Source organism: Pseudomonas sp. KNUC1026, from assembly GCF_021650705.1.
GTDB lineage: Bacteria > Pseudomonadota > Gammaproteobacteria > Pseudomonadales > Pseudomonadaceae > Aquipseudomonas.
Genome location: NZ_CP087138.1, coordinates 545,548 through 569,754 on the forward strand (window position 1 = coordinate 545,548; position 24,207 = coordinate 569,754).

General features: G+C 63.2%; 20 protein-coding genes and 7 pseudogenes. 16 read left to right on the plus strand and 11 right to left on the minus strand.

The features are described from left to right. The first annotated feature begins 9 nt into the window (after positions 1 to 9). The 3 genes and pseudogenes from LN139_RS02155 (at position 10) to tldD (ending at position 6,190) form a co-directional block, all read left to right on the plus strand. Positions 10 to 3,824, plus strand: a pseudogene (locus LN139_RS02155) (YhdP family protein). A gap of 70 nt (positions 3,825 to 3,894) precedes the next feature. Further along, positions 3,895 to 4,745: pseudogene (locus tag LN139_RS02160) on the plus strand (carbon-nitrogen hydrolase family protein). Between the two features lie 2 nt (positions 4,746 to 4,747). Further along, complete coding sequence (tldD, locus tag LN139_RS02165; RefSeq protein WP_236358354.1) at positions 4,748 to 6,190, plus strand: metalloprotease TldD; 1,443 nt, start codon at positions 4,748 to 4,750, stop codon at positions 6,188 to 6,190. 13 nt (positions 6,191 to 6,203) lie between these two features. On the opposite strand, the gene yjgA is transcribed toward tldD, so the two are convergent. After that, on the minus strand, positions 6,204 to 6,725 hold the full coding sequence (yjgA, locus tag LN139_RS02170) for a ribosome biogenesis factor YjgA (protein WP_236358356.1): 522 nt from the start codon (positions 6,723 to 6,725) through the stop codon (positions 6,204 to 6,206). A gap of 111 nt (positions 6,726 to 6,836) precedes the next feature. Between yjgA and pmbA the strand changes: the two are divergent. The 6 genes and pseudogenes from pmbA (at position 6,837) to LN139_RS02200 (ending at position 12,071) form a co-directional block, all read left to right on the plus strand. Further along, positions 6,837 to 8,182 (plus strand): annotated as a pseudogene (gene pmbA / locus LN139_RS02175) (metalloprotease PmbA). A gap of 122 nt (positions 8,183 to 8,304) precedes the next feature. Then, positions 8,305 to 8,718, plus strand: a complete 414-nt coding sequence (locus LN139_RS02180; RefSeq protein WP_236358358.1) for a FagA protein — start codon at positions 8,305 to 8,307, stop codon at positions 8,716 to 8,718. Next, positions 8,693 to 10,068: pseudogene (locus tag LN139_RS02185) on the plus strand (class II fumarate hydratase). The gene LN139_RS02180 and the pseudogene LN139_RS02185 overlap by 26 nt, the downstream one beginning before the upstream one ends. A 17-nt stretch (positions 10,069 to 10,085) precedes the next feature. Continuing rightward, positions 10,086 to 10,547 carry a hypothetical protein gene (locus LN139_RS02190; protein WP_236358360.1) on the plus strand — a complete coding sequence of 154 codons (462 nt, stop codon included), beginning with the start codon at positions 10,086 to 10,088 and terminating at the stop codon, positions 10,545 to 10,547. Between the two features lie 2 nt (positions 10,548 to 10,549). After that, positions 10,550 to 11,161 carry a superoxide dismutase gene (locus LN139_RS02195; protein WP_236358362.1) on the plus strand — a complete coding sequence of 204 codons (612 nt, stop codon included), beginning with the start codon at positions 10,550 to 10,552 and terminating at the stop codon, positions 11,159 to 11,161. Between the two features lies 1 nt (position 11,162). Continuing rightward, a complete protein-coding gene (locus tag LN139_RS02200) occupies positions 11,163 to 12,071 on the plus strand; it encodes a ZIP family metal transporter (protein WP_236358364.1) in 909 nt (302 codons plus the stop codon). A gap of 139 nt (positions 12,072 to 12,210) precedes the next feature. On the opposite strand, the gene LN139_RS02205 is transcribed toward LN139_RS02200, so the two are convergent. The 10 genes and pseudogenes from LN139_RS02205 to LN139_RS02250 form a co-directional block, all read right to left on the minus strand. Next, positions 12,211 to 12,483: an HPr family phosphocarrier protein gene (locus LN139_RS02205; protein WP_236358365.1), complete on the minus strand. Its 273-nt coding sequence runs from the start codon at positions 12,481 to 12,483 to the stop codon at positions 12,211 to 12,213. A gap of 16 nt (positions 12,484 to 12,499) precedes the next feature. Next, positions 12,500 to 13,356 (minus strand): annotated as a pseudogene (gene rapZ, locus LN139_RS02210) (RNase adapter RapZ). Position 13,357: 1 nt separating this feature from the next. Continuing rightward, positions 13,358 to 13,822, minus strand: coding sequence for a PTS IIA-like nitrogen regulatory protein PtsN (ptsN, locus tag LN139_RS02215; protein WP_236358367.1), 465 nt, complete (start codon positions 13,820 to 13,822; stop codon positions 13,358 to 13,360). 12 nt (positions 13,823 to 13,834) lie between these two features. Continuing rightward, positions 13,835 to 14,143, minus strand: a complete 309-nt coding sequence (gene hpf, locus LN139_RS02220) for a ribosome hibernation-promoting factor, HPF/YfiA family (protein ID WP_236358369.1) — start codon at positions 14,141 to 14,143, stop codon at positions 13,835 to 13,837. 92 nt (positions 14,144 to 14,235) lie between these two features. Beyond that, a pseudogene (locus tag LN139_RS02225) lies at positions 14,236 to 15,753 on the minus strand (RNA polymerase factor sigma-54). Between the two features lie 135 nt (positions 15,754 to 15,888). Next, the gene (lptB, locus tag LN139_RS02230; RefSeq protein ID WP_236358371.1) at positions 15,889 to 16,614 is read right to left on the minus strand and encodes an LPS export ABC transporter ATP-binding protein; all 726 of its coding nucleotides are present in this window, start codon (positions 16,612 to 16,614) and stop codon (positions 15,889 to 15,891) included. Beyond that, on the minus strand, positions 16,614 to 17,171 hold the full coding sequence (gene lptA / locus LN139_RS02235; RefSeq protein WP_236358373.1) for a lipopolysaccharide transport periplasmic protein LptA: 558 nt from the start codon (positions 17,169 to 17,171) through the stop codon (positions 16,614 to 16,616). Before lptA ends, lptB begins: the two co-directional genes overlap by 1 nt. After that, the gene (lptC, locus tag LN139_RS02240; RefSeq protein WP_236358375.1) at positions 17,152 to 17,730 is read right to left on the minus strand and encodes an LPS export ABC transporter periplasmic protein LptC; all 579 of its coding nucleotides are present in this window, start codon (positions 17,728 to 17,730) and stop codon (positions 17,152 to 17,154) included. Before lptC ends, lptA begins: the two co-directional genes overlap by 20 nt. Positions 17,731 to 17,740: 10 nt before the next feature. After that, positions 17,741 to 18,262, minus strand: a complete 522-nt coding sequence (locus LN139_RS02245; RefSeq protein ID WP_236358377.1) for a KdsC family phosphatase — start codon at positions 18,260 to 18,262, stop codon at positions 17,741 to 17,743. Next, positions 18,262 to 19,237 (minus strand): annotated as a pseudogene (locus tag LN139_RS02250) (KpsF/GutQ family sugar-phosphate isomerase). The gene LN139_RS02245 and the pseudogene LN139_RS02250 overlap by 1 nt, the downstream one beginning before the upstream one ends. 250 nt (positions 19,238 to 19,487) lie before the next feature. On the opposite strand from LN139_RS02250, the gene LN139_RS02255 reads away from it, so the two are divergent. From LN139_RS02255 to murA, 7 genes are all read left to right on the plus strand, one after another. Next, positions 19,488 to 20,297: an ATP-binding cassette domain-containing protein gene (locus tag LN139_RS02255; protein ID WP_236358379.1), complete on the plus strand. Its 810-nt coding sequence runs from the start codon at positions 19,488 to 19,490 to the stop codon at positions 20,295 to 20,297. Next, positions 20,297 to 21,094, plus strand: coding sequence for a lipid asymmetry maintenance ABC transporter permease subunit MlaE (mlaE, locus tag LN139_RS02260; RefSeq protein ID WP_236358381.1), 798 nt, complete (start codon positions 20,297 to 20,299; stop codon positions 21,092 to 21,094). The genes LN139_RS02255 and mlaE overlap by 1 nt, the downstream gene beginning before the upstream one ends. After that, positions 21,094 to 21,561: an outer membrane lipid asymmetry maintenance protein MlaD gene (gene mlaD / locus LN139_RS02265; protein ID WP_236358383.1), complete on the plus strand. Its 468-nt coding sequence runs from the start codon at positions 21,094 to 21,096 to the stop codon at positions 21,559 to 21,561. The genes mlaE and mlaD overlap by 1 nt, the downstream gene beginning before the upstream one ends. Before the next feature lie 13 nt (positions 21,562 to 21,574). Then, complete coding sequence (locus LN139_RS02270) at positions 21,575 to 22,246, plus strand: MlaC/ttg2D family ABC transporter substrate-binding protein (RefSeq protein ID WP_236358385.1); 672 nt, start codon at positions 21,575 to 21,577, stop codon at positions 22,244 to 22,246. Beyond that, positions 22,243 to 22,545, plus strand: coding sequence for an STAS domain-containing protein (locus LN139_RS02275; protein WP_236358387.1), 303 nt, complete (start codon positions 22,243 to 22,245; stop codon positions 22,543 to 22,545). The genes LN139_RS02270 and LN139_RS02275 overlap by 4 nt, the downstream gene beginning before the upstream one ends. Before the next feature lie 101 nt (positions 22,546 to 22,646). After that, on the plus strand, positions 22,647 to 22,886 hold the full coding sequence (locus LN139_RS02280; protein WP_097086129.1) for a BolA family protein: 240 nt from the start codon (positions 22,647 to 22,649) through the stop codon (positions 22,884 to 22,886). A 22-nt stretch (positions 22,887 to 22,908) separates the two neighbouring features. Further along, a complete protein-coding gene (murA, locus tag LN139_RS02285; protein WP_236358389.1) occupies positions 22,909 to 24,174 on the plus strand; it encodes a UDP-N-acetylglucosamine 1-carboxyvinyltransferase in 1,266 nt (421 codons plus the stop codon). Positions 24,175 to 24,207: the final 33 nt, after the last annotated feature.

Here is a 24,207-nt window from a genome sequence, read left to right on the forward strand (position 1 = left end):
CTGTTCCCCATGGCGCGTCTGACTCGCTGGCTGGATGCGCTGTTTCGCTGGGCCTTGGGCCTGGCCTGCGCAGTGCTGATACTGCTGGCCCTGCTGGTAAGCCTTGGCCGCTATCTGATGCCGTTGGTGGGCGAGTACGCCGGGGTCGCCAGTGTCAAGGCCAGCCAGGCGCTGCACATGCCGGTGGCCATCGGCCGGCTCGAAGGCAGTTGGCACGGCCTGGCGCCGGTAATCTCCGCCCATGACGTGACGCTGGGCGAGGGCGTGAATCAGCAGCGCCTCGACCGCGTGCAATTGGTGCCGTCGTTGTGGCGCAGCTTGCTGGCGCTGGCGCCACGAGTCGAACACCTGGAAATCGAAGGCCTGCACCTGAGCCTTGAGCAGGGCGCCGATGGCCGATGGGCGCTTGCTGGCCTGCCGACGCGCAGCGATACCCCAGTGGATGTGCCTGCGGCGTTGGCGCAATTGGAACAGCTCGGCGAGTTGTCGGTGCTCGACAGCCAGCTCACCCTCAAACCGCTCGACCGCGACCCGCTGGCTCTGACCTACCTGGGCCTGAGCCTGCGCGGCGGCCGCCAGGGCCAGGCACTGGATGTGCGCTTCAATCTGCCGGATGGCCTGCCGGTAACGGCAGCCCTGCGTACTCGCGTCGATACCGGCAACTGGCAGCAGAGCGATCTTTCAGGCTACCTGAGCCTGCCCCAGAGCGACTGGGCCCACTGGCTGCCACCCAGCCTGTTGCATGGCTGGAACCCCACAGTCCTCAAAGCAGGAGGGGAGGCGTGGGTCGATTGGCGCCAAGGCCAGTTGCACACCGCTGCCTTGCGCCTGAATGCCCCGGAAGTGGCCGGCGCCCTTGACCAGCGCACGCCGGCGCGGGTGAGTGACCTGGCGCTCAATGCGTGGGTGCGGCAGGCCGAGGGCGGTTACCAGGCGCAGGTCGACTCGCTGGCGATGAGCATTAACGGCAAGCGCTGGGAATCGCGCCTGAACCTGCTCCAGGGCTCGGGCGATGACGGCCGCGTCTGGGGCCTGCAGGCCGACCGCCTGGATCTCGGGCCGCTCAAAGGGTTGATCGATGCATGGGCGCCGTTGCCGCAACAGGCGATGGCAGCGGTAGACAACCTCAAGTTCACCGGCGCGTTGCGCAACCTGTCGCTGCAATGGCGGCCAGATGCAACTGGCGACCGCCGCCTGGCATTCGATACCAACCTCGACCACCTCGGCTTCAGCCCCTGGCATGGCGCGCCTGGCGCCGGCTCGGTCAGCGGCAGAGTGCAAGGTGACCTGGGCGGCGGGCAATTGAGCGTGGCGTCCGATGACGGCTTCATGCTGCACCTGTACCCGATCTTCACCAAACCCTGGACCTATCGGCAGGCCCATGCCCGGCTGGACTGGCGCCTGGACCTGGACGCCGAGATCTCTACGCTGATCGCCCCGGCCATTCGGGTGAAGGGCGATGAGGGTGATATCTCCGCCGACTTCCTGATTCGCCTGCCGTTTGCCCACGATGCCGACCCTTACATGGACCTGCGGGTGGGCCTGGCCAACGGCGACGGCAAGTTCACGCCCAAATATCTGCCCGAGGCCCTGGCGCCTTCGGTGGCCGACTGGTTGCGCAAGGCCGTGCTGGGCGGCAAGGTCGATGAGGGTTATTTCCAGTACCAGGGTTCGCTGGCCAAGGCCGCCCCTGACCATGCCCGCAGCATCAGCCTGTTCTTCAAGGTGCGCGAGGCGGAGCTGGACTTCGAGCCAGGCTGGCCGCACGCCCGCCAGGTCGATGGCCGGGTCTATATTCAGGACGGTGCGGTGCGCATCCTTGCCGACAAAGGCCAGGTCCTTGGCACCCAGGTCAGTGGCGTAGATGTGCGTGTGCCCCACGCCCGGCCGGGCAAACCAGCCATCTGCTGGTCGATGGCGATTTCGACGGCAGCCTGGCCGACGGCCTGACCATCCTGCAGACCGCGCCGATAGGCACGGGCGAGCAGTTCGCCGGCTGGGAGGGCGATGGGCCGCTTGCCGGCTCGCTCAAGCTCGACGTGCCGCTGGTCAAGGGCGAAGAGCCAAAAGTGGTGGTCGACTTCAACACCCAGGCGGCGCGCTTGAAGATTGCCAACCCAGCCCTGGAGCTCACCCAGCTCAAGGGCGATTTCCGTTTCGATCTGGACAAGGGCCTGAGCGCGCAGAACGTTGGCGCGCAGGCGTTCGGCCGTCCGCTGAACGCGCAGATCTTCGCCGAAGGCCAGCCCGGCAATCCGCTGACCCGCCTGGCCGTCAAGAGCCAGATACCGGTCGATACCCTCGCGCAGTGGCTCAAGTACGATGCGGCCCTGCCAGCGAGCGGTGAAATTCCTTACAACTTGCAGGTGTGGCTGGGTAAAGAGAGCCGCCTCAGCGTCGACTCCGACCTCAAAGGGGTGGCAATCAGCCTGCCGGCGCCGTTCGGCAAGGATGCCGCCGAGCCGCGCCAGGCGAGTTTCGAGCTGGGCCTGAGCGGGCCGGACCGGCTGGCCAGGGCGCGCTATGCAGCGCTCGCCAATGTCGTGTACCTAGCGCCCAATGGGCAGGTGGATAGCGGCCGCGGCGAATTGCAACTGGGCAGTGAGCCTGCGCAGTTGCCTACCGAGAAAGGCCTGCGCGTCCGCGGTGCGCTCGATCAACTGGATGTTTCGGCGTGGAAGTCGCATGGCGAGCGTTATGCGGGTAATCAGAGCAGTGGCAGCGCCGGCCAGTGGCTGAGCAGCGCCAACGTGCGCATTGGCCAATTGACGGGTATCGGCACCACGTTGGACAACGCTCAGGTCAGCCTGCGACGCGCCGGCAGCGCCTGGGCGGTGGCGGTCGACAGCCAGCAGGTGACCGGCCAGGCAATGCTCCCGGACGACCGCCGGCAGCCCATGGACGTACGCCTGCAGGCTGTGCGCTTGCCACCGCCGGCCCCGCCAGTGACCAATGATGCGCCTGAACCGGATACCCCCGACCCGTTGGCGTCGGTCGACCCGCGTGGCTTGCCGCCGGTGAACCTGCGCATCGATCAGCTTTACCAGGGCGACGAGCCGGTTGGCGCCTGGTCATTGAAGATGCGGCCCAGTACGACCGGGCTGGCGCTGAGCGATATCGATCTGGGCCTGAAGGGCCTGCGCCTGCAAGGCAAGGGAAGCTGGGAAGGTACGCCCGGCAACAGCACCAGCGCCTTCGCTGGCACACTCAGCGGCAAGAACCTGGGTGATGTGCTCAAGGCCTGGAAGTTCGCCCCCAGCGTGACCAGCGACAGTTTCAACGTCGATGTCGATGGCCGCTGGCCAGGCTCGCCAGCGTGGGTGTCGCCCAAGCGCTATTCCGGCAGCATGGACGCCGAGCTCAAACACGGCCAGTTCGTCGAAGTGGAAGGTGGGGCTCAAGCGCTGCGTGTCTTCGGGCTGCTCAACTTCAACGCGATCGGCCGCCGCCTGCGCCTGGACTTTTCCGATCTGCTGGGCAAAGGCCTGAGCTATGACCAGGTCAAGGGCCGGCTGGTGGCGAGCAATGGCGTGTACGTGACGCGAAAGCCTATCGCCCTGACCGGCCCCTCCAGCAACCTGGAGCTCGATGGCACCCTGGACATGGCCGCCGACCGTATCGACGCTCACTTGCAGGTAGCGTTGCCGCTGTCCACGAACCTGCCGATCGCCGCCCTGCTGGTGGGCGCGCCGGCCGTGGGCGGTGCGCTGTTTCTGGTCGACAAGCTGCTGGGCGACAAGGTCGCCAAGTTCGCCAGCGTCAACTACAGCGTTCAAGGCCCACTGAAGGACCCGAAACTCTCCCTCCAGAAGCCGTTCCGGTAAACCGTGAGGCAATCCGTAAGGGCGGGAGGGTGTTAGCATCGGGCGTATTTCCCCGTTGCGAGGCAGGCGTATGACGTTCGCAGTGATCCAGATGGCCAGCGGCCCGCAGCTCGATGCCAACCTGAGCGAGGCGCGCCGCTTGCTGGAGCAAGCCGCCGAGCGAGGCGCACAGCTTGCGGTGCTGCCCGAAAACTTCGCTACGTTCGGCCGCCGCGACTGCGCTGAACTCGGGCGGGCCGAAGCCGACGGTCGGGGGCCGGTCCTGCCAGCCTTGAAACAGGCTGCACGCGACCTCAATCTCTGGCTGGTGGCAGGCACGTTGCCATTGCCACCGGCAGATGCACCCCAGGCCAAACCCCGCGCCTGCTCGCTGGTGTTCGATGAACAAGGCGAAATCGTTGCCCGCTACGACAAGCTGCATCTGTTCGATGCCGACGTGAATGACACCCGCGCTCGTTACCGGGAGTCTGACGACTATGCTCATGGGCAGCAGGTGGTGCTGGTGGATACGCCCGTGGGGCGCATGGGGCTTTCGGTGTGTTACGACCTGCGCTTTCCGGAGCTGTATGCCCGCCTTCGCGAGCAAGGCGCCGAACTGATCAGCGCGCCCTCGGCTTTCACCGGCGTCACCGGGCAGGCGCATTGGGAGATTCTGATCCGCGCCCGGGCCATCGAAACCCAGTGCTACCTGCTAGCGGCCGCTCAGGGCGGCGAACATGGCCAGGGGCGCGAAACCTGGGGGCAGGCAGCCATTGTCGACCCATGGGGGCGGATGCTGGCCCAGCAGGCCAAGGGGCCTGCGGTGTTGACAGGCCGCGTCGATGCGGCCGAGCAGGCGTCCATCAGGGCGCGCATGCCGGTGCTTGAGCACCGGCGGTTTCTACGCAGGGCGCGGTGCGGCCTGCAGGTGATGTGGAGTGAGCATGAGCGAGATGTTAAGCACAGTCAGTGACCGTTTGCTGGCACCTGGAAATCTGGGCCTGGACACCCTGCAAGCCGTGCTTGGAGAGCTGGCCGGGCCGGGGATCGACGCGGCTGATCTGTATTTCCAGGCTCAGGTGTCGGAGTCCTGGTCGTTGGAGGACGGGATCGTCAAGGAAGGCAGCTTCAATCTCGACCAGGGTGTCGGGGTGCGAGCGCAGTCTGGCGAGAAGACCGGTTTTGCCTACAGCAACACGCTGGAGCGCAGCGCGCTGTCACAGGCCGCACAGGCGGCACGCTCCATTTCCCGTGCCGGCCAGGACGGCAAGGTTCAGGTATTCAGCGCGGTGCAGGTGTCGCCGTTGTATGCCGCCGGCAACCCGCTGGATGTGCTCAGCCGGGCCGAAAAAGTCGAGCTGCTCAAACGTATCGATGAGCAGACCCGCGCGTTGGACTCGCGCATCCAGCAAGTGTCGGTGAGCATGGCGGGCGTGTGGGAGCAGGTGCTGATCGCTGCTGCCGACGGCACTCTGGCCGCTGATGTGCGCCCACTGGTGCGTTTCAACGTCAGCGTCATCGTCGAGCACAATGGCCGCCGCGAACGTGGCGGGCAGGGCGGGGGCGGGCGCACCGACTACCGCTACTTCCTGGAGAACGACCGGGCGATGGGCTATGCCCGCGAGGCCCTGCGCCAAGCGCTGGTGAACCTTGAGGCGGTGCCGGCACCGGCCGGCACTTTGCCGGTGGTGCTGGGCTCGGGCTGGTCGGGGGTGTTGTTGCACGAGGCAGTCGGGCATGGCCTGGAAGGCGACTTCAACCGCAAGGGCAGCTCGGCCTACAGCGGCCGGGTGGGCGAGAAGGTCGCCTCCAGCCTCTGCACCATCGTCGACGACGGTACCCTGGCCGGGCGCCGCGGCTCGCTGTCTGTGGACGACGAGGGTGTGCCGACCGAATGCACCACCCTGATCGAAAACGGCGTGCTCAAGGGCTATATGCAGGACAAACTCAACGCTCGCCTGATGGGCAAGGCGCGCACTGGCAACGGCCGGCGTGAATCCTATGCCTGCCTGCCCATGCCGCGCATGACCAACACCTACATGCTCGCCGGCCAGAGTGACCCGCAGGAGATAATCGCCTCGGTGAAGAAGGGCATCTACTGCGCCAACCTTGGCGGTGGGCAGGTGGACATCACTAGTGGCAAGTTCGTGTTCTCCACCAGTGAGGCCTACCTGATCGAAGACGGCAAGATCACCGCACCGGTGAAGGGTGCGACCTTGATCGGCAATGGCCCTGAGGCCATGAGCCGCGTGTCGATGGTGGGCAATGACCTGGCGCTGGACAGCGGCGTTGGCACCTGTGGCAAGGATGGGCAGTCGGTGCCGGTAGGCGTGGGCCAACCGACACTGAAGATCGATGCGATCACCGTGGGCGGCACCGGCGCCTGAGCGCCGGTATCGCTCAACGCAGGCCGCGCTGTTGCTCGTCGAGCTCGCGAATGTACTTGAACAGCTTGCGCGCCGCAGCCGGCGGCTTGTTGTGGGCCGCCTCGTGCTGAGCGTGGCGGATCAACTGCCGCAGGTGCTGGCGGTCGGCGTCGGCGTAGTCGGCAAAGAACGCCGTGAGCGTTTCGTCGCCGCCGCCGATCAACCGGTCGCGCCAGCGCTCAAGGTTATGGAAGCGTTCGTTGTATTCGCGCGTAGAGGCGTCGACCTGATCCAGCATCTGCAGGATCGCCTCGATGTCCTGGTCGCGCATCAGCTTGCCAATGAACTGCATGTGGCGTTTGCGCGCGGAGTTGGCGGTGTGCCGGGGCGCTTCTTCCAGCGCACGGCGCAGCGGCTCGGTCAGCGGCAGGCGCGCGACCATGTCGGGTTTGAGTGTGGTCAGGCGTGCGCCCAGTTCGGTCAGCGCCAGCAGCTCGCGTTTGACCTGGGTTTTGCTTTTACCCTCGCCGAGGGAATCGTCGTAAGAATCGACCATGGGGGCCGTCCGATGAATAACGCCGCCATGATAAACAGTCAGGGGCCACTTGTCCGGCCTGGTTGCCGTGTGGCCCTGGCTGATAGCCGAACATGAAGTGTGGAGAGTGCCATGAAAGCAGAGCAGAGCGTCGGCCCGCAGGACCTGCCGCGGTTGCAGGAACAGGTCGAGCAGATCATCGCCGAGGCCCGCCGTCAGGGCGCGAGCGCCTGCGAGGTGGCGGTGACACTGGAGCAGGGCTTGTCGACTTCAGTGCGCCAGCGTGAGGTGGAAACGGTCGAGTTCAACCGGGACCAGGGCTTTGGCATCACCTTGTATGTGGGCCAGCGCAAGGGCTCGGCGAGCACCTCGGCCAGTGGCCCTGACGCGATCCGGGAAACCGTGGCCGCCGCGCTGGCGATTGCCGAGCATACCTCCGAAGACCCCAGCTCAGGCCTTGCCGACGCCAGCCTGATGTGCAAGCAGGTCGAGGATTTCGATATCTATCACCCGTGGGCGATCACGCCTGATCAGGCCGTTGAACTCGCCTTGGCCGCCGAGGCCGCAGCGTTCGATGCCGACTCGCGCATCACCAACGCCGATGGCAGCACGGTGAGTGTGCATCAGGGCTGCCGCGTCTATGGCAACAGCCATGGCTTCATCGGTGGTTACGCCGCCACGCGCAATACCCTGTCGTGCGTGATGATCGCCGAAGCCGACGGGCAGATGCAGCGCGACTACTGGTACGACTTCAACCGCCGTGGCGAGCTGCTGGCCAGCCCGCAAAGCATCGGCCAGCGGGCCGCCGAGCGCGCTGCCAGCCGCCTTGGCGCCCGCCCGGTCCCGACCTGCGAGGTGCCGGTGCTGTTTTCCGCAGAGCTCGCCGGCGGGTTGTTCGGCAGCTTTCTCTCGGCCATTGCCGGCGGCAACCTGTACCGCAAGTCGTCGTTTCTTGAAGGGCAGTTGGGGCAGATGCTGTTCCCCCAGTGGCTGACCCTCGACGAGCGCCCACATGAGCGGGGCGGGCTGGCCAGTTCATCCTTCGACGGCGACGGCCTGGCCACCTACGCCAAGCCGTTCGTGGAAAACGGCCGGCTGGTGTCGTACATGCTCTCCACCTATTCGGGGCGCAAGCTGGGCATGCCCAGCACGGCCAACGCCGGGGTGTTCACAACCTTTACGTCAGCCATGGCGACCTCGACCAGGCTGCCCTTATTCGCCAGATGGGCCGTGGCCTGCTGGTCACAGAACTGATGGGGCACGGTTTGAACATGGTCACGGGTGACTACTCCCGAGGTGCTGCGGGCTATTGGGTCGAGAACGGCGAGATCCAGTTCCCGGTGCAAGAGGTGACCATCGCGGGGAACATGAAAGACATGTTCGCCAAAATCGCGGCCATCGGTTGCGATATCGAAACACGAAGCCACATCCGCAGCGGCTCTGTGCTGATCGAACGCATGACCGTCGCCGGCAGTTGATGCCAGACGGCTCGCCCGCGCAATGCGGGCGAGCCCATTGAAACTATCCGCCGCTACGCTTGCAGTGATTCTATTTATCAAATAATAATAAAACGCATTACCGGTTGAAGCGGTGCATGCGCATGTCCTCTGCTGTGCGAGAACTACCTTACCTGGACCACTGGCGTTGGCTCGGCCAACAGATCCGCTGCGCCCTGCGGCCCGATGAACCACGCCTGATCGACCATTACTTCGGCGCTGGCCGCTGCCTGGCACGCTTCACGCCCATGGGCCCGCATGCCGTGGCCCTGACCACCTTCCGCCTGTTGCTCGATACCGCTCAAGATGTCGCGTTGCCCTGGCACTGGCGCAACCAATGCCTGGACCAGGCCTGGCGGCCCCTGCGTGAGCTGCATGGGCTGGCGCAGTCATGCCGGGCGCTCGAACAGTGGCAGAGCCACGCGCAGGCCCTTGCGCACTGCGAGTTGCACCCCTCGATTTCCTATCAAGAACCTCCACAAGGATATTCCGATGAGCACTACCCGCATCGAGCGTGACAGCATGGGCGAGCTGCAGGTGCCTGCCCAGGCCCTGTACGGTGCCCAGACTCAGCGCGCGGTCGATAACTTCCCGGTCAGCGGCCAGCGCATGCCCGCCCAGTTCGTGCGTGCACTGGTGCTGGCCAAGGCGGCCGCCGCGCGGGCCAACGTTGCGTTGGAGCAGATCACTCCGGCCCAGGGTAAAGCCATCGAGGCCGCTTGCGAGCAGTTGCTGGCAGGGGATTTCATGCAGCACTTCCCGGTGGATGTTTTCCAGACCGGCTCCGGCACCAGCTCGAACATGAACGCCAACGAGGTGATCGCGACACTGGCCAGCCGCGCCTCGGGCCAGCCGGTGAACCCGAACGACCACGTCAACTGCGGCCAGAGCAGCAACGACATCATCCCCAGCACCATCCACATCAGTGCCGCTTTGGCGCTGCATGAACACCTGTTGCCTGCGCTGGAGCATCTGGTGGCGGTGCTGGACGAAAAAGCCGCTGAGGTGCACCACTTCGTCAAGACCGGGCGCACCCACCTGATGGACGCCATGCCCGTGCGCCTGAGCCAGGTGCTCGAAGGCTGGGCGGCGCAGATCAAGGCCAATCTCGGGCACCTGCGCTCACTGCAGCCCAGCCTGCAGGCACTGGCACAGGGCGGCACCGCCGTGGGCACCGGCATCAATGCTCACCCGGACTTCTCGCGGCTTTTCAGTGAGCACTTGAGCAGCGCCACCGGCGTGCCGTTTACGCCGGGTGCCAACCTGTTCGCCCTGATCGGCTCGCAGACACGGCCGTCGCGATCTCCGGCCAGCTCAAGGCCACCGCTGTCAGCCTGATGAAAATCGCCAATGACCTGCGCTGGATGAACTCCGGGCCGCTGGCGGGCCTTGGCGAAATCGAGCTGGAAGCGTTGCAGCCTGGCTCCTCGATCATGCCGGGCAAGGTCAACCCGGTGATCCCCGAGGCCACCGCCATGGTGGCCGCTCAGGTGATCGGCAACGACGCCACCATCGCTGTGGCAGGCCAGTCGGGTGATTTCGAGCTCAACGTGATGCTGCCGGTGATCGCATCGAACCTGCTCGAAAGCATTGAGCTGCTGGCCAACGTGAGCCGCCTGCTGGCAGACAAGGCCATCGCGAGCTTCCGGGTGAACGAAGCCAAGCTCAAGGAAGCGCTGGGGCGCAATCCCATCCTGGTCACTGCGCTCAACCCCATCATCGGCTACCAGAAGGCCGCCGAAATCGCCAAGCAGGCCTACCGCGAAGGCCGCCCGGTCATCGACGTGGCGCTTGAGAACACCGACCTTTCCCGCGAGCGCCTGGAAACCCTGCTCGACCCGGTAAAACTGACGGCCGGCGGCCTGTAACCGCCCTGGAGGTTGCGATGCAGCACTGGAGAACGACCACGGAGCAGGCCAACCAGCGTTTCGACCGTGGCGACCTGATCGATGCGCGGGAGCTGTACCTGCATGCTCTGGCGCTGGCTCAGGTGCTGTTCGAGCGGTGGCCGGACACGGATCAGGCGGTGGCCGCTTGCGTGATTTCCCATCACAACCTGGCCGACCTGCATGTGCGCCTGGGGCAGCCAGAGGAAAGCGCGCAGTACCTGTGCGTGATTCACCAACGTCTGCTACAGGCCGCCGGCGACACTCGACTGCCCGCCTCATTGCGCGAGGCGGCGATGCGCCACAGCAACCGCACCTACACCGAGCTGCTCACCTTTATCGATAAACATGGGCATCACCCGCCCACCCGCCGGCTGCTGGCCGGCTTTGTCGATCAAGCGTCAGGGCTGGCTCACACCCTGAAGGCTGAGCCTTCACATTACCGATACGGAGTTCACTGACCATGGCTTTCACACTGCCCAAACTGCCCTACGCCTATGAAGCGCTGGAACCTCACGTCGATGCGCAAACCATGGAGATCCACTACACCAAGCACCACCAGACCTACGTCAATGGCCTGAATGCCGCCCTCGAGGGCACCCAATACGCGGACTGGCCGCTGGAGAAACTGCTGCGCGAGCTCAAAAGCCTGCCGGCCGACAAGCAAGGCGCCGTGACCAACCATGGTGGTGGCCACGCCAACCATTCACTGTTCTGGGAGGTGATGGCGCCCGATGCTGGCGGCCAACCCCAAGGCAGCGTGGCCAAGGCCATCGATGCCGAGCTGGGTGGCTTCGAAGCTTTCAAGGAGGCTTTCACCAAGGCCGCGATCAGCCGCTTCGGCAGTGGCTGGGCGTGGTTGAGCGTGACGCCTCAGAAGAAGCTGGTCGTTGAAAGCAGCGCCAACCAGGACAGCCCCTTGATGACCGGCAATACGCCGATCCTCGGGTTGGATGTTTGGGAACACGCCTATTACCTCAAGTACCAGAACCGCCGCCCGGAATACATCAATGCCTTCTATAACGTCATCAACTGGCCTGAAGTCGAGAAGCGCTACCAGGCTGCCATCGCCTGACATGCCAGCGGCAGGTAAGCAGGCCGACAGCTTTTCGGTCAGCAGTGTGCGCCTGTTTCGGCTGGCGTTCGGTTCCTTGCTGCTGTTGGCGGGGTTCACCTTGCTGGCCGCCAAGGCGCTGGCCTGGCTGGACGTCGACGGCGGCATCATGCGCGCGTTCGAAGGCGGGGCGGTCTGCGCCTTGGGTACGGCGCTGGGCGCAGTGCCGGTGCTGGTTATCCGCAATATGCCGGTCGCAGCAGCTGACACCCTGCTTGGGTTTGGCGCGGGCGTAATGCTCGCCGCCACCGCCTTTTCGTTGATCCTGCCGGGGCTCGATGCCGCGGCAGCGGTGGGGCTGTCGCGCTGGGGCTCCGGGGCGATGGTCAGTTTCGGCATCATGCTCGGTGCGCTGGCACTTTATGTGCTGGATCGCAAGGTATCCGGCGCAAGCCCTGAGGCGCTGGTTGCGGCACCCGGCCGGCCGATGGTGCCCAAACGCATCTGGGTGTTCGTGATCGCAATCATCGTTCACAACATTCCCGAGGGCATGGCGGTGGGAGTGTCGGCAGGCGGCGGCATGGAAGGTGCCAACAGCCTGGCCATCGGCATCGCGCTGCAGGATGTACCCGAGGGGCTGGTGATCGCGCTGGTGTTGGCCGGTGCCGGCATGTCACGTGTGCGCGCATTTCTGATAGGAGCGGCATCAGGCCTGGTCGAGCCAGTGTTTGCGGTGCTGTGTGCGTGGCTGGTGCGCCTCGCCGAGTTGCTATTGCCTCTGGGCCTCGCCTTCGCGGGCGGCGCCATGCTGCTGGTGGTTACCCACGAGATCATCCCCGAGTCGCGCAGCAACGGCCATCACAAGCTGGCAAGCCTGGGATTGTGCCTGGGGTTCTGCTTGATGATGGTGCTCGATACGGCGTTAGGATAGAGAAGCTGCTAGCTATGAGCTTCAAGCTTCAAGCAAGAGCAAAAAAGCGCCTTTAGGCGCTTTTTTCGTTCGGGATCGCTGCCAAGGCGCAGCTTGTTCTTGCTTGTAGCTTGTAGCTTGTAGCTTGTAGCTTGTAGCTTCATTCCCCTTCATCGAACTTGTCGTTGATGAGTTTGACCAGGGCGTCCAGCGCTTCCTGGTCCTGTTCGCCTTCGGTGCTCAGGTGAATCTGCGTTCCCTTGCCTGCCGCCAGCATCATCACGGCCATGATGCTTTTGCCATCGACCAGTTTGTCTGCGGCCCGGCCAACACGCACCTGGCACGGAAAGCGGCCCGCCACGCCGACGAACTTCGCTGCGGCGCGCGCATGCAGGCCCAGTTTATTGATGATGGTGATATCGAGTGCGGGCATTGCGCGGGTGTTCCTTTCAGCTGAGGTCGCGGTGGCGAACCTGGACATTCTTGAGGGTATTTTGCAATTGGGCGCCGAGCCGTTCAGTGAGGTACACCGAACGATGGTGCCCGCCGGTGCAGCCAATGGCCACAGTGACGTAGGCCCGGTTGCTTGCGGCAAAGCGCGGCAGCCATTTGAGCAGGTAACTGTGAATATCCTGGTACATCTCTTCGACGTCTGGCGCTGCGGCCAGGTATTCGATCACGGGCGCTTCGAGCCCGGAATGATTGCGTAGCTCTGGCTTCCAGTAGGGGTTGGGCAGGCAGCGGACGTCGAATACGACGTCGGCATCGACTGGCACCCCGCGCTTGAAGCCGAAGGATTCGATCAGGAAGGCCGTGCCTGCATCCGGGCGGTTGAGCAGGCGAAGTTTGATCATGTCACGCAACTGGTACAGGTTCAGCGCAGTGGTGTCGATCTTGAGGTCGGCGAGGTCCGCTATCGGCCCGAGGATGTCGCTTTCGACCTGGATGGCCTCGGCCAGGGACCGCTCTGCATTGCTCAGGGGATGCCGCCGGCGAGTTTCGGAAAGCGCTTGAGCAGAGTGTCTTCGTCAGCGTCAAGGTAAAGCACGTCGCACTGAATGTGCCGCGCCCGCACTTCTTCGAGCAACTCCGGGAAGCGGCTCAGGTGGCTGGGCAGGTTGCGCGCGTCGATGCTCACCGCAACCAGTGGCTGGGCGAGCTCGGTATGGATCAGGGCGCGCTCGGCAAGCTCTGGAAGCAAGCCTGCCGGCAGGTTGTCGATACAGTAGAAACCGTTATCTTCCAGCACATCCAGCGCGGTGCTCTTGCCTGAGCCCGAGCGGCCGCTGACGATAATCAGGCGCATGCTAGTGGCCCTGCTGGGCGTGGACCACGACCTGATACAGCGCCTGACTGTCGGTAGCAGCGCGCAGGGAATCGCGAAGCTCCTTGCGGTCCAGCATGCTTGCGATCTGGCGCAGCAGTTCGAGGTGCTCGTCGGTCGCCTCTTGAGGCACCAGCAACACGAACAGCAAATCGACCGGAGCGCCGTCTATCGCGTCGAAATCGACCGCATGATCGAGGTGGATCAAGGCGCTTATGGGCTGGGAGCATCCAGCCAGGCGGCAGTGAGGAATGGCGATGCCGTTGCCGAAACCGGTGGAACCCAGGCGTTCACGGGCGATCAGGGCTTCGAAGATCTGCTGCTGGTCGAGCCCGACGAGGTCGGGTGCCACCAGTTGGGCAATCTGTTCGAGGACACGTTTCTTGCTGCCTCCCGGCACGTTCACCTGGGAACGGCCGGGGGTCAGGATCTGTTCGATTCGGATCATGGGGGAGGGTGGTCAGCGAGCAGCCGCGCCCTGGAGCAGGCTTTGCTGTTTTTCCTTATGTTTGAGTAACTGCCTGTCGAGCTTGTCGGTGAGCAGGTCGATAGCGGCGTACATGTCGTCGTGTTCTGCGTTGGCGACTACTTCACCGCCAGGCACACGCAGGGTGGCTTCGATTTTTTGCTTCAGTTTCTCGACTTCCATGATCACCTGCACATTGGTGATCTTGTCGAAGTGCCGCTCCAGCTTGGCGAGCTTCTCGTTGATGTAGCTACGCATGGCCTCGGTCACATCCAGTTGGTGCCCACTGATGTTGACTTGCATACCGCTTCTCCTTATTGCCAGTGCATAAAGAGGCGGAAAAAACCGCCTCCTGGAACAGGGTAGGCGCTGGCCAGCGCCTGGGCATCGGTGCGTTACATCAGCCGCTTGCGTTCGCTGGAAGGCGCAATCCCGAGGGATTCACGGTACTTGGCGACAGTGCGGCGAGCTACCTGAATGCCTTGTGCCTCCAGTAAACCAGCGATCTTGCTGTCGCTCAATGGCTTTTTCTGGTTTTCAGCCGCTACGAGTTTCTTGATGATCGCGCGAATAGCGGTGGACGAGCATTCGCCTCCCTCGGAAGTGCTCACGTGGCTGGAGAAAAAGTACTTCAGCTCGTAAATCCCGCGCGGTGTATGCATGAACTTCTGAGTGGTGACCCGGGAGATGGTCGACTCGTGCATGCCGACCGCCTCGGCGATGTCATGCAGCACCAGAGGCTTCATGGCTTCGTCACCGTAGTCGAGGAAGCCCCGCTGATGCTCGACGATCTGTGTCGCCACTTTCATCAGCGTCTCGTTGCGGCTTTGAAGGCTCTTTATGAACCAGCGCGCTTCCTGAAGCTGGTTACGCATGAAGGTGTTGTCGGCGCTGGTGTCGGCACGGCGCACGAACCCTGCGTACTGCGGGTTCACGCGCAGGCGCGGCATCGCTTCCTGGTTGAGCTCGACCAGCCAGCGATCACTGTCCTTGCGCACGATCACGTCCGGCACCACGTACTCGGGCTCGCTGGCCTCGATCTGCGAACCAGGCCGCGGATTGAGGCTTTGTACAAGCTCGATGATCTGCCGCAGGTCGTCTTCCTTGAGCTTCATGCGCCGCAGCAACTGGCTGTAGTCGCGGCTGCCCAGCAAGTCGATGTAGTCGGTTACCAGGCGTAGCGCTTCGCTCAGCCAGGGTGTCTGGGCGGAAGCTGGCGAAGTTGCAAGGCAAGGCATTCGCTCAGACTGCGGGCAGCTACGCCCGCTGGCTCGAACTGCTGGATGCGGTGCAACACCGCCTCGATCTCGTCGAGCTCGATATCAAGCTCCGGGTCGAAGCCATCGCAGATCTCTTCGAGGGTCGCTTCGAGGTAGCCCTGGTCGTTGATACTGTCGATCAAGGTCACGGCAATCAGCCGGTCATCGTCGGACATGGGCACCAGGTTGAGCTGCCAGAGCAGGTGGCTCTGCAGGCTCTCGCCGGCCGAAGTGCGAGTGGTGAAGTCCCACTCGTCATCGTCATTGCTGGGCAGGCTGCTGGCGCTGGTCTGGTAGACGTCTTCCCAGGCGGTATCCACCGGCAACTCGTTGGGAATGCGATCACTCCAATCGCCTTCCTCGCCACCCTCAGCGTTGTCGCTTGCCGGGACGCTGGCTTCGAAACCGGTGTCCTGAAAACTGGTGTCCTGCGCTTCGCTGCTGCTCTTGAGCTCGGCGTTGTCAGCCATGGGGTCGCTGGTGTCGAAATCCTCGCCGTCTTCCTGGCGTTCGAGCATGGGATTGGAATCCAGTGCCTCCTGGATTTCCTGTTGGAGGTCCAGGGTGGAGAGCTGGAGGAGGCGAATGGCCTGTTGCAACTGCGGTGTCATCGTCAGTTGCTGGCCGCATTTTCAGGACGAGCGTTGGTTTCATGGCGGAAGCTAGACACCTTGTTCTGCCGGCGCGGTGCGCCGTCCACTACCTGCTGGCGGCCTCACCGGGGCCAGCTTTAAGCAAGTTATATGCCTGAAAAAACTGGCTTTGCATAGTGTTTAGTTTGGCTGGCTGTCAGAGGCGGAACTCGTGACCGAGGTACACTTCCTTGACCAACTGGTTGGCCAGGATGGTCTCGGCGTCACCCTCGGCAATCAGCTGCCCGTCGTTCACGATGTAGGCGATTTCACAGATATCCAGCGTCTCGCGTACGTTGTGGTCGGTGATCAATACACCGATCCCCTTGGCCTTGAGGTGATGGATGATCTGCTTGATATCACCGACCGAGATCGGGTCGACCCCTGCAAAGGGTTCGTCGAGCAGGATGAACTTGGGCGAGGTGGCCAGGGCGCGGGCGATTTCCACACGACGGCGTTCGCCACCGGAGAGGCTCATCCCCAGGTTGTCGCGGATGTGGGTGATATGGAATTCCTGCAGCAGGTTCTCGAGCTCGGCGCTGCGGCCTGCAGCATCGAGATCCTTGCGGGTTTCCAGGATCGCCATGATGTTGTTGGCCACCGAAAGCTTGCGAAATATCGAAGCCTCCTGGGGCAAGTAGCCAATACCGGCACGCGCACGGCCGTGCATGGGCTGGTGGCTCACGTCGAGGTCGTCGATCAGTACGCGGCCCTGCTCGGCCTGTACCAGCCCGACGATCATGTAGAAGCAGGTGGTCTTGCCCGCGCCGTTGGGCCCGAGCAAACCGACGATCTGGCCGCTGTCGATCGACAGGCTGACGTCGCGCACGACCTGGCGGCCCTTGTAGCTCTTGGCAAGGTGCTGTGCCTTGAGGGTTGCCATTATTTCCCCTTCTGTTGCTGCGCGGGTTCGGTTTTTTTCTTCGGCTGGATCACCATGTCGATCCGCGGCTGCGGAGCGGTGACCTTCGAACCGTTTGCGCGGCCGGCGTTGGCGACCTGGCGTACGGTGTCGTAGACGATCTTCTCGCCGGTGGAAACGTTGCCGTCGTTCACCACTTTGGCGCGGTCGGTGAGGATGATCCTGTCCTGGTTGGCCAGGTAGTCGATAGTCACGGCCCAGGCCTGCACGACAGGTTTGTCCACTGCAGGCTTCTGCTCGTAATAGGCAAGGTTGCCCACCGATGTGAAGGTTTTCACATCACCGTTGTCGTCGCGGGTGACCGTAACCTTGTTACCGGTGATCTTCATCGACCCTTGAGTGATGATCACGTCGCCCACATACACAGCCACACCTTGCTTGTCGTCGAGCTGGGAGGTGTCGGCCTGGATATGGATCGGCTGATCGCGGTCTGTCGGCAGCGCGAGGGCATTGACGCTCCCCAGCGCAGCGCCCAGGCCAAGCAATACCGGGAGGGTTTTAGCGAGAGCGAGCGTCATACTGTCCTCTTACGTTGGACAGCAAGTCTACCTTGCTGTCTTTCAAATACGCTTTCATTCCTTTAGCCGTGGTCACGCCGTTGGCACCGTCGATTCTAACGTCTTGGTCGGTTTCGGCATATTGCCTGCGCGGGTAAACAGTCGCCCGGCTGGTATTGATCACGGTGGTACGGGATTTCTGGTCGGTGCGGTTGAGCTTGACGTTGTCGATGAGCTCCACCTGAGTGCCATCGGGGTTGACCTCGGCACGCTCGCTGCGCACGTGCCACGGGTAGGGCGTGCCGCGGTAGATCTGCATTTCGGGCAGTGTTACGTATGAAATCTCACTGACCTGATGGTGCTCAACCTTGTCTGCAGTCAGGTCGTACTGCAGGCTGCCGTCGTCCATGAACTGCTTAGTGTGGGTGTTGATCGCATAATAGTCGACAACGCTTTCGTCGACCTGAGCCGGTGCATTGTCGAGAAAACGCTCAGGTGTGATGCGCAAATAGCCGATGCCACCGACCACGATGATCAGTGCTATCAGGATCGCCAGATTGCGAAGGAGCTTGTTCTGCATCGTTCAGGCCTTATAGATAGCTGTCGAGCAAGGCATCGAGCTTGCCCTGTGCCCGCAGGATGAGCTCGCAGAATTCACGTGCCGCGCCTTCGCCGCCGCGCGCCTGGGTAACTGCCATGGCATGCTGACGCACGAATGGCGCGGCGTTGGCCACTGCCATGCCCAGGCCGACCCGTCGAATGACCGGCAAGTCTGGCAGGTCATCGCCCAGATAGGCGACATCCTCGTATTCGAGGCCCAGTTGACCGAGCAGTTCGTCCAGCGCGGCCAGTTTGTCTTCGCGGCCCTGATAGAGATGCTCGATGCCGAGGTTTCGCGCACGGCGTTCGACGACCGGGGACTTGCGGCCAGTGATGATAGCAAGGCCGACTGCGGTGCCAAGCATCTTGATGCCGTGGCCATCCAGCGTATTGAAGGTTTTGAACTCGCTGCCGTCCTCGAGGAAGTAGAGGCGGCCATCGGTGAGGACGCCATCGACATCGAAAACCGCGAGTTCGATGCGCTGTGCGCGCTCGAGCAGGTCCTGGTTCATTACATCACTCCGGCACGCAGCAGATCGTGCATGTTCAGCGCCCCAACTGGGCGGTCGTGGTCGTCGACCACAACCAGCGCGCTGATCTTGTGGTCTTCCATGATCTTGAGCGCCTGGGCGGCCAGCATCTCGGGCCGTGCGGTCTTGCCGTGGCGGGTCATGACATCGTCGATCCGTGCATCACGTACATCCACCGCGCGATCAAGGGCGCGGCGCAGGTCGCCGTCGGTGAAAACACCTGCCAGGCGGCCATCGGCTTCCAGCACCACGGTCATCCCCAGGCCCTTGCCGGACATTTCCATCAGCGCTTCGCGCAGGCTGGCGCCACGTGCTACACGCGGCAGCGCTTCGCCTTGATGCATCACGTTTTCGACCTTCAGCAGCAGCCGGCGGCCCAACGCACCACCGGGATGGGAGAAGGCGAAATCCTCAGCGGTGAAGCCCCGGGCTTCGAGCAGGGCTACGGCGAGCGCATCACCGAGCACCAGCGCCACGGTGGTGGAGGAAGTGGGTGCGAGGTTCAGCGGGCAGGCCTCCTGGGTGAGCCGCGAGCCGAGGTTGATGTCGGCGGCTTTGGCCAGCGGTGAGTCGGGGTTGCCGGTCAGGCTGATCAGCCCGATACCCAGGCGTTTGAACAGCGGCACCAGTGCCATCACCTCGGCCGAAGACCCGGAGTTGGAGAGCGCCAGCACGATGTCGTCGCGGGTGATCATGCCCATGTCGCCATGGCTGGCTTCGGCCGGGTGCACGAAGAACGAAGGCGTACCAGTGCTGGCCAGGGTAGCGGCGATCTTCTTGGCCACGTGCCCGGATTTGCCCATGCCCATCACCACGACGCGGCCGTTGCTGCCCATGATCAGCTCGCAGGCGCGCACGAAATCGTCGCCAATGTGAACCAGCAAGCCTTCGACTGCCTCGATCTCTCAGGCGGATGGTCCGCTGCGCGGACTGGATCAGGGCACTGGGCAAGGTCATGTCGTTCAGGTAGCAGAAAGGGAAGGGCGGGGATTATAGGGGAATGCCGCGCGCGGTTCATCCCTGTTTCGAAAACTCTCACGACAGCGCCTGCCCGTCGGCAGACGCTGTATTAAAACGTTTCAAAGCTCAAGGTGGGCCATGCGTGTTGCCAGTGATATAGTTCGCCGCTTGTCGGCCGGCCAGAGCCGTGTGCCTCAGCGGCGGTTCAGGGCGTCCCAAGGGCCAGGCCGCTTCGCAAGGAGTTTGAATGACAGCCGATAACGCCTACGCGGTCGAGCTTAAGGGTGTGACCTTCAAGCGTGGCACGCGCAGCATCTTCGAGAACGTCGACATCCGCATCCCTCGCGGCAAGGTCACGGGCATCATGGGGCCTTCCGGTTGTGGCAAAACCACTCTTCTGAGGCTGATGGGCGCGCAGTTGCGGCCCGATGCGGGTGAGGTGTGGGTCAACGGGCAGAATCTTCCGTCACTGTCGCGCAGCGACCTGTTCGACGCGCGCAAGCATATGGGCGTGCTGTTCCAGAGCGGCGCGCTGTTCACCGACCTCGATGTCTTCGAGAACGTTGCCTTCCCGCTCCGGGTGCATACCGACCTGCCCGAGGAGATGATCCGTGACCTGGTGCTCATGAAGCTTCAGGCCGTAGGGCTGCGCGGTGCGACCGAGCTGATGCCCGATGAGCTTTCCGGGGGCATGAAGCGCCGCGTCGCGCTCGCCAGGGCCATCGCGATGGATCCGCAGATCCTCATGTACGACGAACCGTTCGTCGGCCAGGATCCTATCGCGATGGGCGTGCTGGTGCGCTTGATCCGTCTGCTCAACGACGCGCTGGGGATCACCAGTATCGTCGTTTCCCATGACCTGGCTGAAACCTCCAGCATCGCCGACTATCTGTATGTGGTAGGCGACGGGCAGGTGCTGGGGCAGGGCACTCCGGCCGAACTGAAGGCGTCGGATAACCCGCGCATCCGCCAATTCATGACAGGCCAGCCCGACGGGCCGGTACCCTTCCATTATTCTGCGCCACCGTTGGCCACTGATTTTCTGGGGAAACGCTGATGCGCCGCACAACATTGATCGGGCGGATTCGCCTGATGGGGCGCTCGGCCATCGACGTCGTTGGTGTCCTGGGCCGTTCCAGCCTGTTCCTGGTGAGTGTGCTGTTCGGGCGCGGTGGCACCTCCGGGCGCTTCCAGTTGCTGGTCAAACAGCTGTATTCGGTGGGCGTGCTGTCGTTGCCCATCATCGTGGTATCAGGTGTATTCATCGGCGGGGTGCTCGCGCTGCAGGGCTTCAGTATCCTGGCGCGCTATGGCTCGGAGCAGGCAGTGGGGCAAATGGTCGCGCTGACGCTGCTGCGCGAGCTGGGGCCAGTGGTCACCGCGTTGCTGTTCGCGGGCCGTGCGGGTTCGGCGCTCACCGCCGAGATCGGCAACATGAAGTCCACCGAGCAGTTGTCGAGCCTCGAGATGATCGGTGTCGACCCTCTCAAGTACATCGCTGCGCCACGCCTGTGGGCCGGTTTCATTTCGTTGCCATTGCTGTCTCTGATCTTCGCCGTGGTGGGGATCTGGGGTGGCTCGTGGGTCGCAGTCGACTGGCTGGGCGTATATCAGGGCTCGTTCTGGTCCAACATGCAGAACAGCGTCAGCTTCACCGACGACGTGCTCAACGGGCTGATCAAAAGTGTGGTGTTTGCCTTCGTGGTCACCTGGATCGCCGTGTTCCAGGGCTATGACTGCGAACCCACCTCGGAGGGGATCAGCCGTGCCACCACCCGGACCGTGGTCTACGCCTCATTGGCGGTACTGGGGCTTGATTTCATTCTGACCGCTTTGATGTTTGGAGATTTCTGATGCAGAACCGCACCCTGGAAGTCGGTGTCGGCCTTTTCGTACTGGCCGGGATCCTGGCGATCGTGTTGCTGGCCTTGCGAGTCAGCGGCCTTACCCCTACTTCGGCGCACGACACTTACAAACTTTACGCCTACTTCGACAATATCGCCGGTTTGACTGTCAGAGCGAAGGTGACCATGGCCGGCGTGACCGTCGGCAAGGTCACGGCGATCGATCTGGACCGCGACACCTTCACCGGGCGCGTGACGCTGGAAGTCGACAAGCACGTGAACAACCTGCCTACCGATTCGACTGCATCGATCCTTACCGCCGGGCTGCTGGGCGAGAAGTACATCGGCCTGAGCGTGGGTGGCGATACCAACGTGCTCAAGGATGGCGGGACCATCCACGACACCCAGTCTGCCCTGGTGCTGGAAGACCTGATCGGCAAGTTCCTGCTCAATACCGTGAGCAAAGATGCCAAATAAAGGAGTGAGTCACATGATGTCGACCCTGCGAAACGCATGCCTGGCGCTACTGGCAGCGTTGCCGATGCTGGTGCTTGCCGCACCTGCCAGTGCTGCGGCAGGGGGCTCTGCCCACGATGTGGTTCAGGGCACCACCAGCGAACTGCTCAGCGATCTCAACGCACACCGTGAGCAATACCGCAGCAATCCCAATGCCTTCTACGATGCGTTGAACCGCATCGTCGGCCCGGTCGTGGATGCCGATGGCATTTCTCGCAGCATCATGACCATCAAGTACTCGCGCAAGGCCACGCCTGACCAGATGACTCGCTTCCAGGAGAACTTCAAGCGCAGCCTGATGCAGTTCTATGGCAATGCGTTGCTGGAATACACCAACCAGGGCATCACCGTCGACCCACCCCGTGACGAGAGCGGCGACCGCGCCAGCGTTGGCATGCAGGTCAAGGGCAACAATGGCGCGGTCTATCCGGTTTCCTACACCCTTGAAAAGGTGAATGGCGAGTGGAAGGTGCGCAACGTGATCGTCAACGGCATCAACATCGGCAAGCTGTTCCGTGACCAGTTCGCCGATGCCATGCAGCGCAATGGCAATAACCTGGACAAGACCATCGATGGCTGGGCAGGCGAAGTCGCCAAAGCCAAGCAGGCAACCGACGGCGCTACCGGCGCTCAGGGTGCGCAGTGAACCCGGCTCGAGTCGAGGCTACCGCCGATGGCCTGGCGTTGTTCGGGGAGCTGGACTACCGAGCTGGCAAAGCCTTGCGCGAGCAGGGCGGCAAGCTCGTCAATGCCGGCAGCGGCTTTGTGGTCATTGCCGACTGCTCCGGTGTAGCGAAGGCCAGCAGCGTCGGGATCTCCCTGCTGCTTGCCTTTGCCCGTGACGCCAAGGCTTGCGGCAAAACCCTGAAAGTGCGGGCCATGCCGCGTGATATCTGCCAGATCGCCGAAGTCTGCGGTGTGCTGGAACTGCTCGAAGCCGAGTAGGCAGCCGCCTGGCTGGCCGCCCGCGTACAGTGTTCGCAGGCGGCCGGCTTTTTTTGTATGATGGCCGGCCCGTGCGCACAGGGCGCCGATAGAGGTTGAGCATGCAGGCCACAGAAGTGAAGAGCTTTCTCGAAGAGAAGCTCGACCAGGTCCAGGTTGAAGTCGAAGGTGAAGGCTGCAACTTCCAGTTGAACCTGATCAGCGATGAGCTGGCCGCGTTGAGCCCGGTCAAGCGTCAGCAGCAGGTGTACAGCCACCTGAACCCCTGGATCGCCGACGGCAGCATCCATGCCGTAACCATGAAATTCTTCAGCCGCGCCGCCTGGGCAGAGCGCGCCTGAGCCCTTACGCCACGAGAGTGCTATGGACAAACTGATTATTACCGGCGGCGCTCGCCTCGACGGCGAAATCCGCATCTCCGGAGCCAAGAACTCCGCCTTGCCGATCCTGGCAGCCACCCTGCTGGCTGATGGCCCGGTCACGGTCTCCAACCTGCCGCACCTGCACGACATCACCACGATGATCGAGCTGTTCGGGCGCATGGGGATCGAGCCGGTCATCAATGAAAAGCTGGCCGTCGAAATCGACCCACGCGCAATCAAGACCCTTGTCGCTCCCTATGAGTTGGTCAAGACCATGCGCGCCTCGATTCTGGTGCTCGGCCCGATGGTCGCGCGCTTTGGCGAGGCCGAAGTCGCGCTGCCCGGTGGCTGCGCCATCGGCTCGCGCCCGGTCGACCTGCACATCCGTGGCCTGGAGGCCATGGGCGCCAAGATCGACGTCGAAGGCGGCTACATCAAGGCCAAGGCCCCCGAAGGCGGCCTGCGTGGCGCGCACTTCCTCTTCGACGTGGTGAGCGTGACCGGCACCGAGAACATCATGATGGCTGCAGCCCTCGCCAAGGGCCGCACTGTGCTGCAGAACGCTGCGCGCGAGCCCGAGGTGGTCGACCTCGCCAACTTCCTGATCGCCATGGGTGCCAACATCCAGGGCGCCGGCACCGACACCATCACCATCGATGGCGTCGAGCGCTTGCACTCGGCCAACTTCAAGGTGATGCCCGACCGCATCGAGACCGGCACCTATCTGGTGGCTGCTGCCATTACCGGTGGCCGCGTCAAGCTCAAGGACACCGACCCGACCATCCTCGAAGCGGTGCTGGAGAAGCTCAAGGAAGCGGGCGCGCACATCACCACCGGCGAAAACTGGATCGAGCTGGACATGAAGGGCAAGCGTGCCCGCGCTGTGAACCTGCGCACTGCACCTTACCCTGCGTTCCCCACCGACATGCAGGCTCAGTTCATCTCTCTGAACACCGTGGCCGAAGGCACCGGCGCGGTCATCGAGACCGTGTTCGAGAACCGCTTCATGCACGTCTACGAGCTGCTGCGCATGGGTGCGAGCATCCTGGTCGAAGGTAATACCGCCATCGTCACGGGCGTTTCGCAGCTCAAGGGCGCGCCCGTCATGGCCACTGACCTGCGCGCTTCGGCGAGCCTGGTGCTGGCTGCGCTGGTGGCCGAGGGCGAAACCCTGATCGATCGCATCTACCACATCGACCGTGGCTACGAGTGCATCGAGGAAAAACTGCAAATGCTGGGCGCGAAGATCCGTCGCGTTCCGGGCTAGTAGAAGCCTGGCCGGGCCTGTTGGCCCGGCCGA

Excerpts from the sequence above, each read along its gene's own strand:
- tldD (WP_236358354.1), top strand. The coding sequence starts at position 4,748 with ATGAGCGAGATGTTAAGCACAGTCAGTGACCGTTTGCTGGCACCTGGA.
- yjgA (WP_236358356.1), bottom strand. The coding sequence starts at position 6,725 with ATGGTCGATTCTTACGACGATTCCCTCGGCGAGGGTAAAAGCAAAACC.
- LN139_RS02180 (WP_236358358.1), top strand. The coding sequence starts at position 8,305 with ATGTCCTCTGCTGTGCGAGAACTACCTTACCTGGACCACTGGCGTTGG.
- LN139_RS02190 (WP_236358360.1), top strand. The coding sequence starts at position 10,086 with ATGCAGCACTGGAGAACGACCACGGAGCAGGCCAACCAGCGTTTCGAC.
- LN139_RS02195 (WP_236358362.1), top strand. The coding sequence starts at position 10,550 with ATGGCTTTCACACTGCCCAAACTGCCCTACGCCTATGAAGCGCTGGAA.
- LN139_RS02200 (WP_236358364.1), top strand. The coding sequence starts at position 11,163 with ATGCCAGCGGCAGGTAAGCAGGCCGACAGCTTTTCGGTCAGCAGTGTG.
- LN139_RS02205 (WP_236358365.1), bottom strand. The coding sequence starts at position 12,483 with ATGCCCGCACTCGATATCACCATCATCAATAAACTGGGCCTGCATGCG.
- ptsN (WP_236358367.1), bottom strand. The coding sequence starts at position 13,822 with ATGATCCGAATCGAACAGATCCTGACCCCCGGCCGTTCCCAGGTGAAC.
- hpf (WP_236358369.1), bottom strand. The coding sequence starts at position 14,143 with ATGCAAGTCAACATCAGTGGGCACCAACTGGATGTGACCGAGGCCATG.
- lptB (WP_236358371.1), bottom strand. The coding sequence starts at position 16,614 with ATGGCAACCCTCAAGGCACAGCACCTTGCCAAGAGCTACAAGGGCCGC.
- lptA (WP_236358373.1), bottom strand. The coding sequence starts at position 17,171 with ATGACGCTCGCTCTCGCTAAAACCCTCCCGGTATTGCTTGGCCTGGGC.
- lptC (WP_236358375.1), bottom strand. The coding sequence starts at position 17,730 with ATGCAGAACAAGCTCCTTCGCAATCTGGCGATCCTGATAGCACTGATC.
- LN139_RS02245 (WP_236358377.1), bottom strand. The coding sequence starts at position 18,262 with ATGAACCAGGACCTGCTCGAGCGCGCACAGCGCATCGAACTCGCGGTT.
- LN139_RS02255 (WP_236358379.1), top strand. The coding sequence starts at position 19,488 with ATGACAGCCGATAACGCCTACGCGGTCGAGCTTAAGGGTGTGACCTTC.
- mlaE (WP_236358381.1), top strand. The coding sequence starts at position 20,297 with ATGCGCCGCACAACATTGATCGGGCGGATTCGCCTGATGGGGCGCTCG.
- mlaD (WP_236358383.1), top strand. The coding sequence starts at position 21,094 with ATGCAGAACCGCACCCTGGAAGTCGGTGTCGGCCTTTTCGTACTGGCC.
- LN139_RS02270 (WP_236358385.1), top strand. The coding sequence starts at position 21,575 with ATGATGTCGACCCTGCGAAACGCATGCCTGGCGCTACTGGCAGCGTTG.
- LN139_RS02280 (WP_097086129.1), top strand. The coding sequence starts at position 22,647 with ATGCAGGCCACAGAAGTGAAGAGCTTTCTCGAAGAGAAGCTCGACCAG.
- murA (WP_236358389.1), top strand. The coding sequence starts at position 22,909 with ATGGACAAACTGATTATTACCGGCGGCGCTCGCCTCGACGGCGAAATC.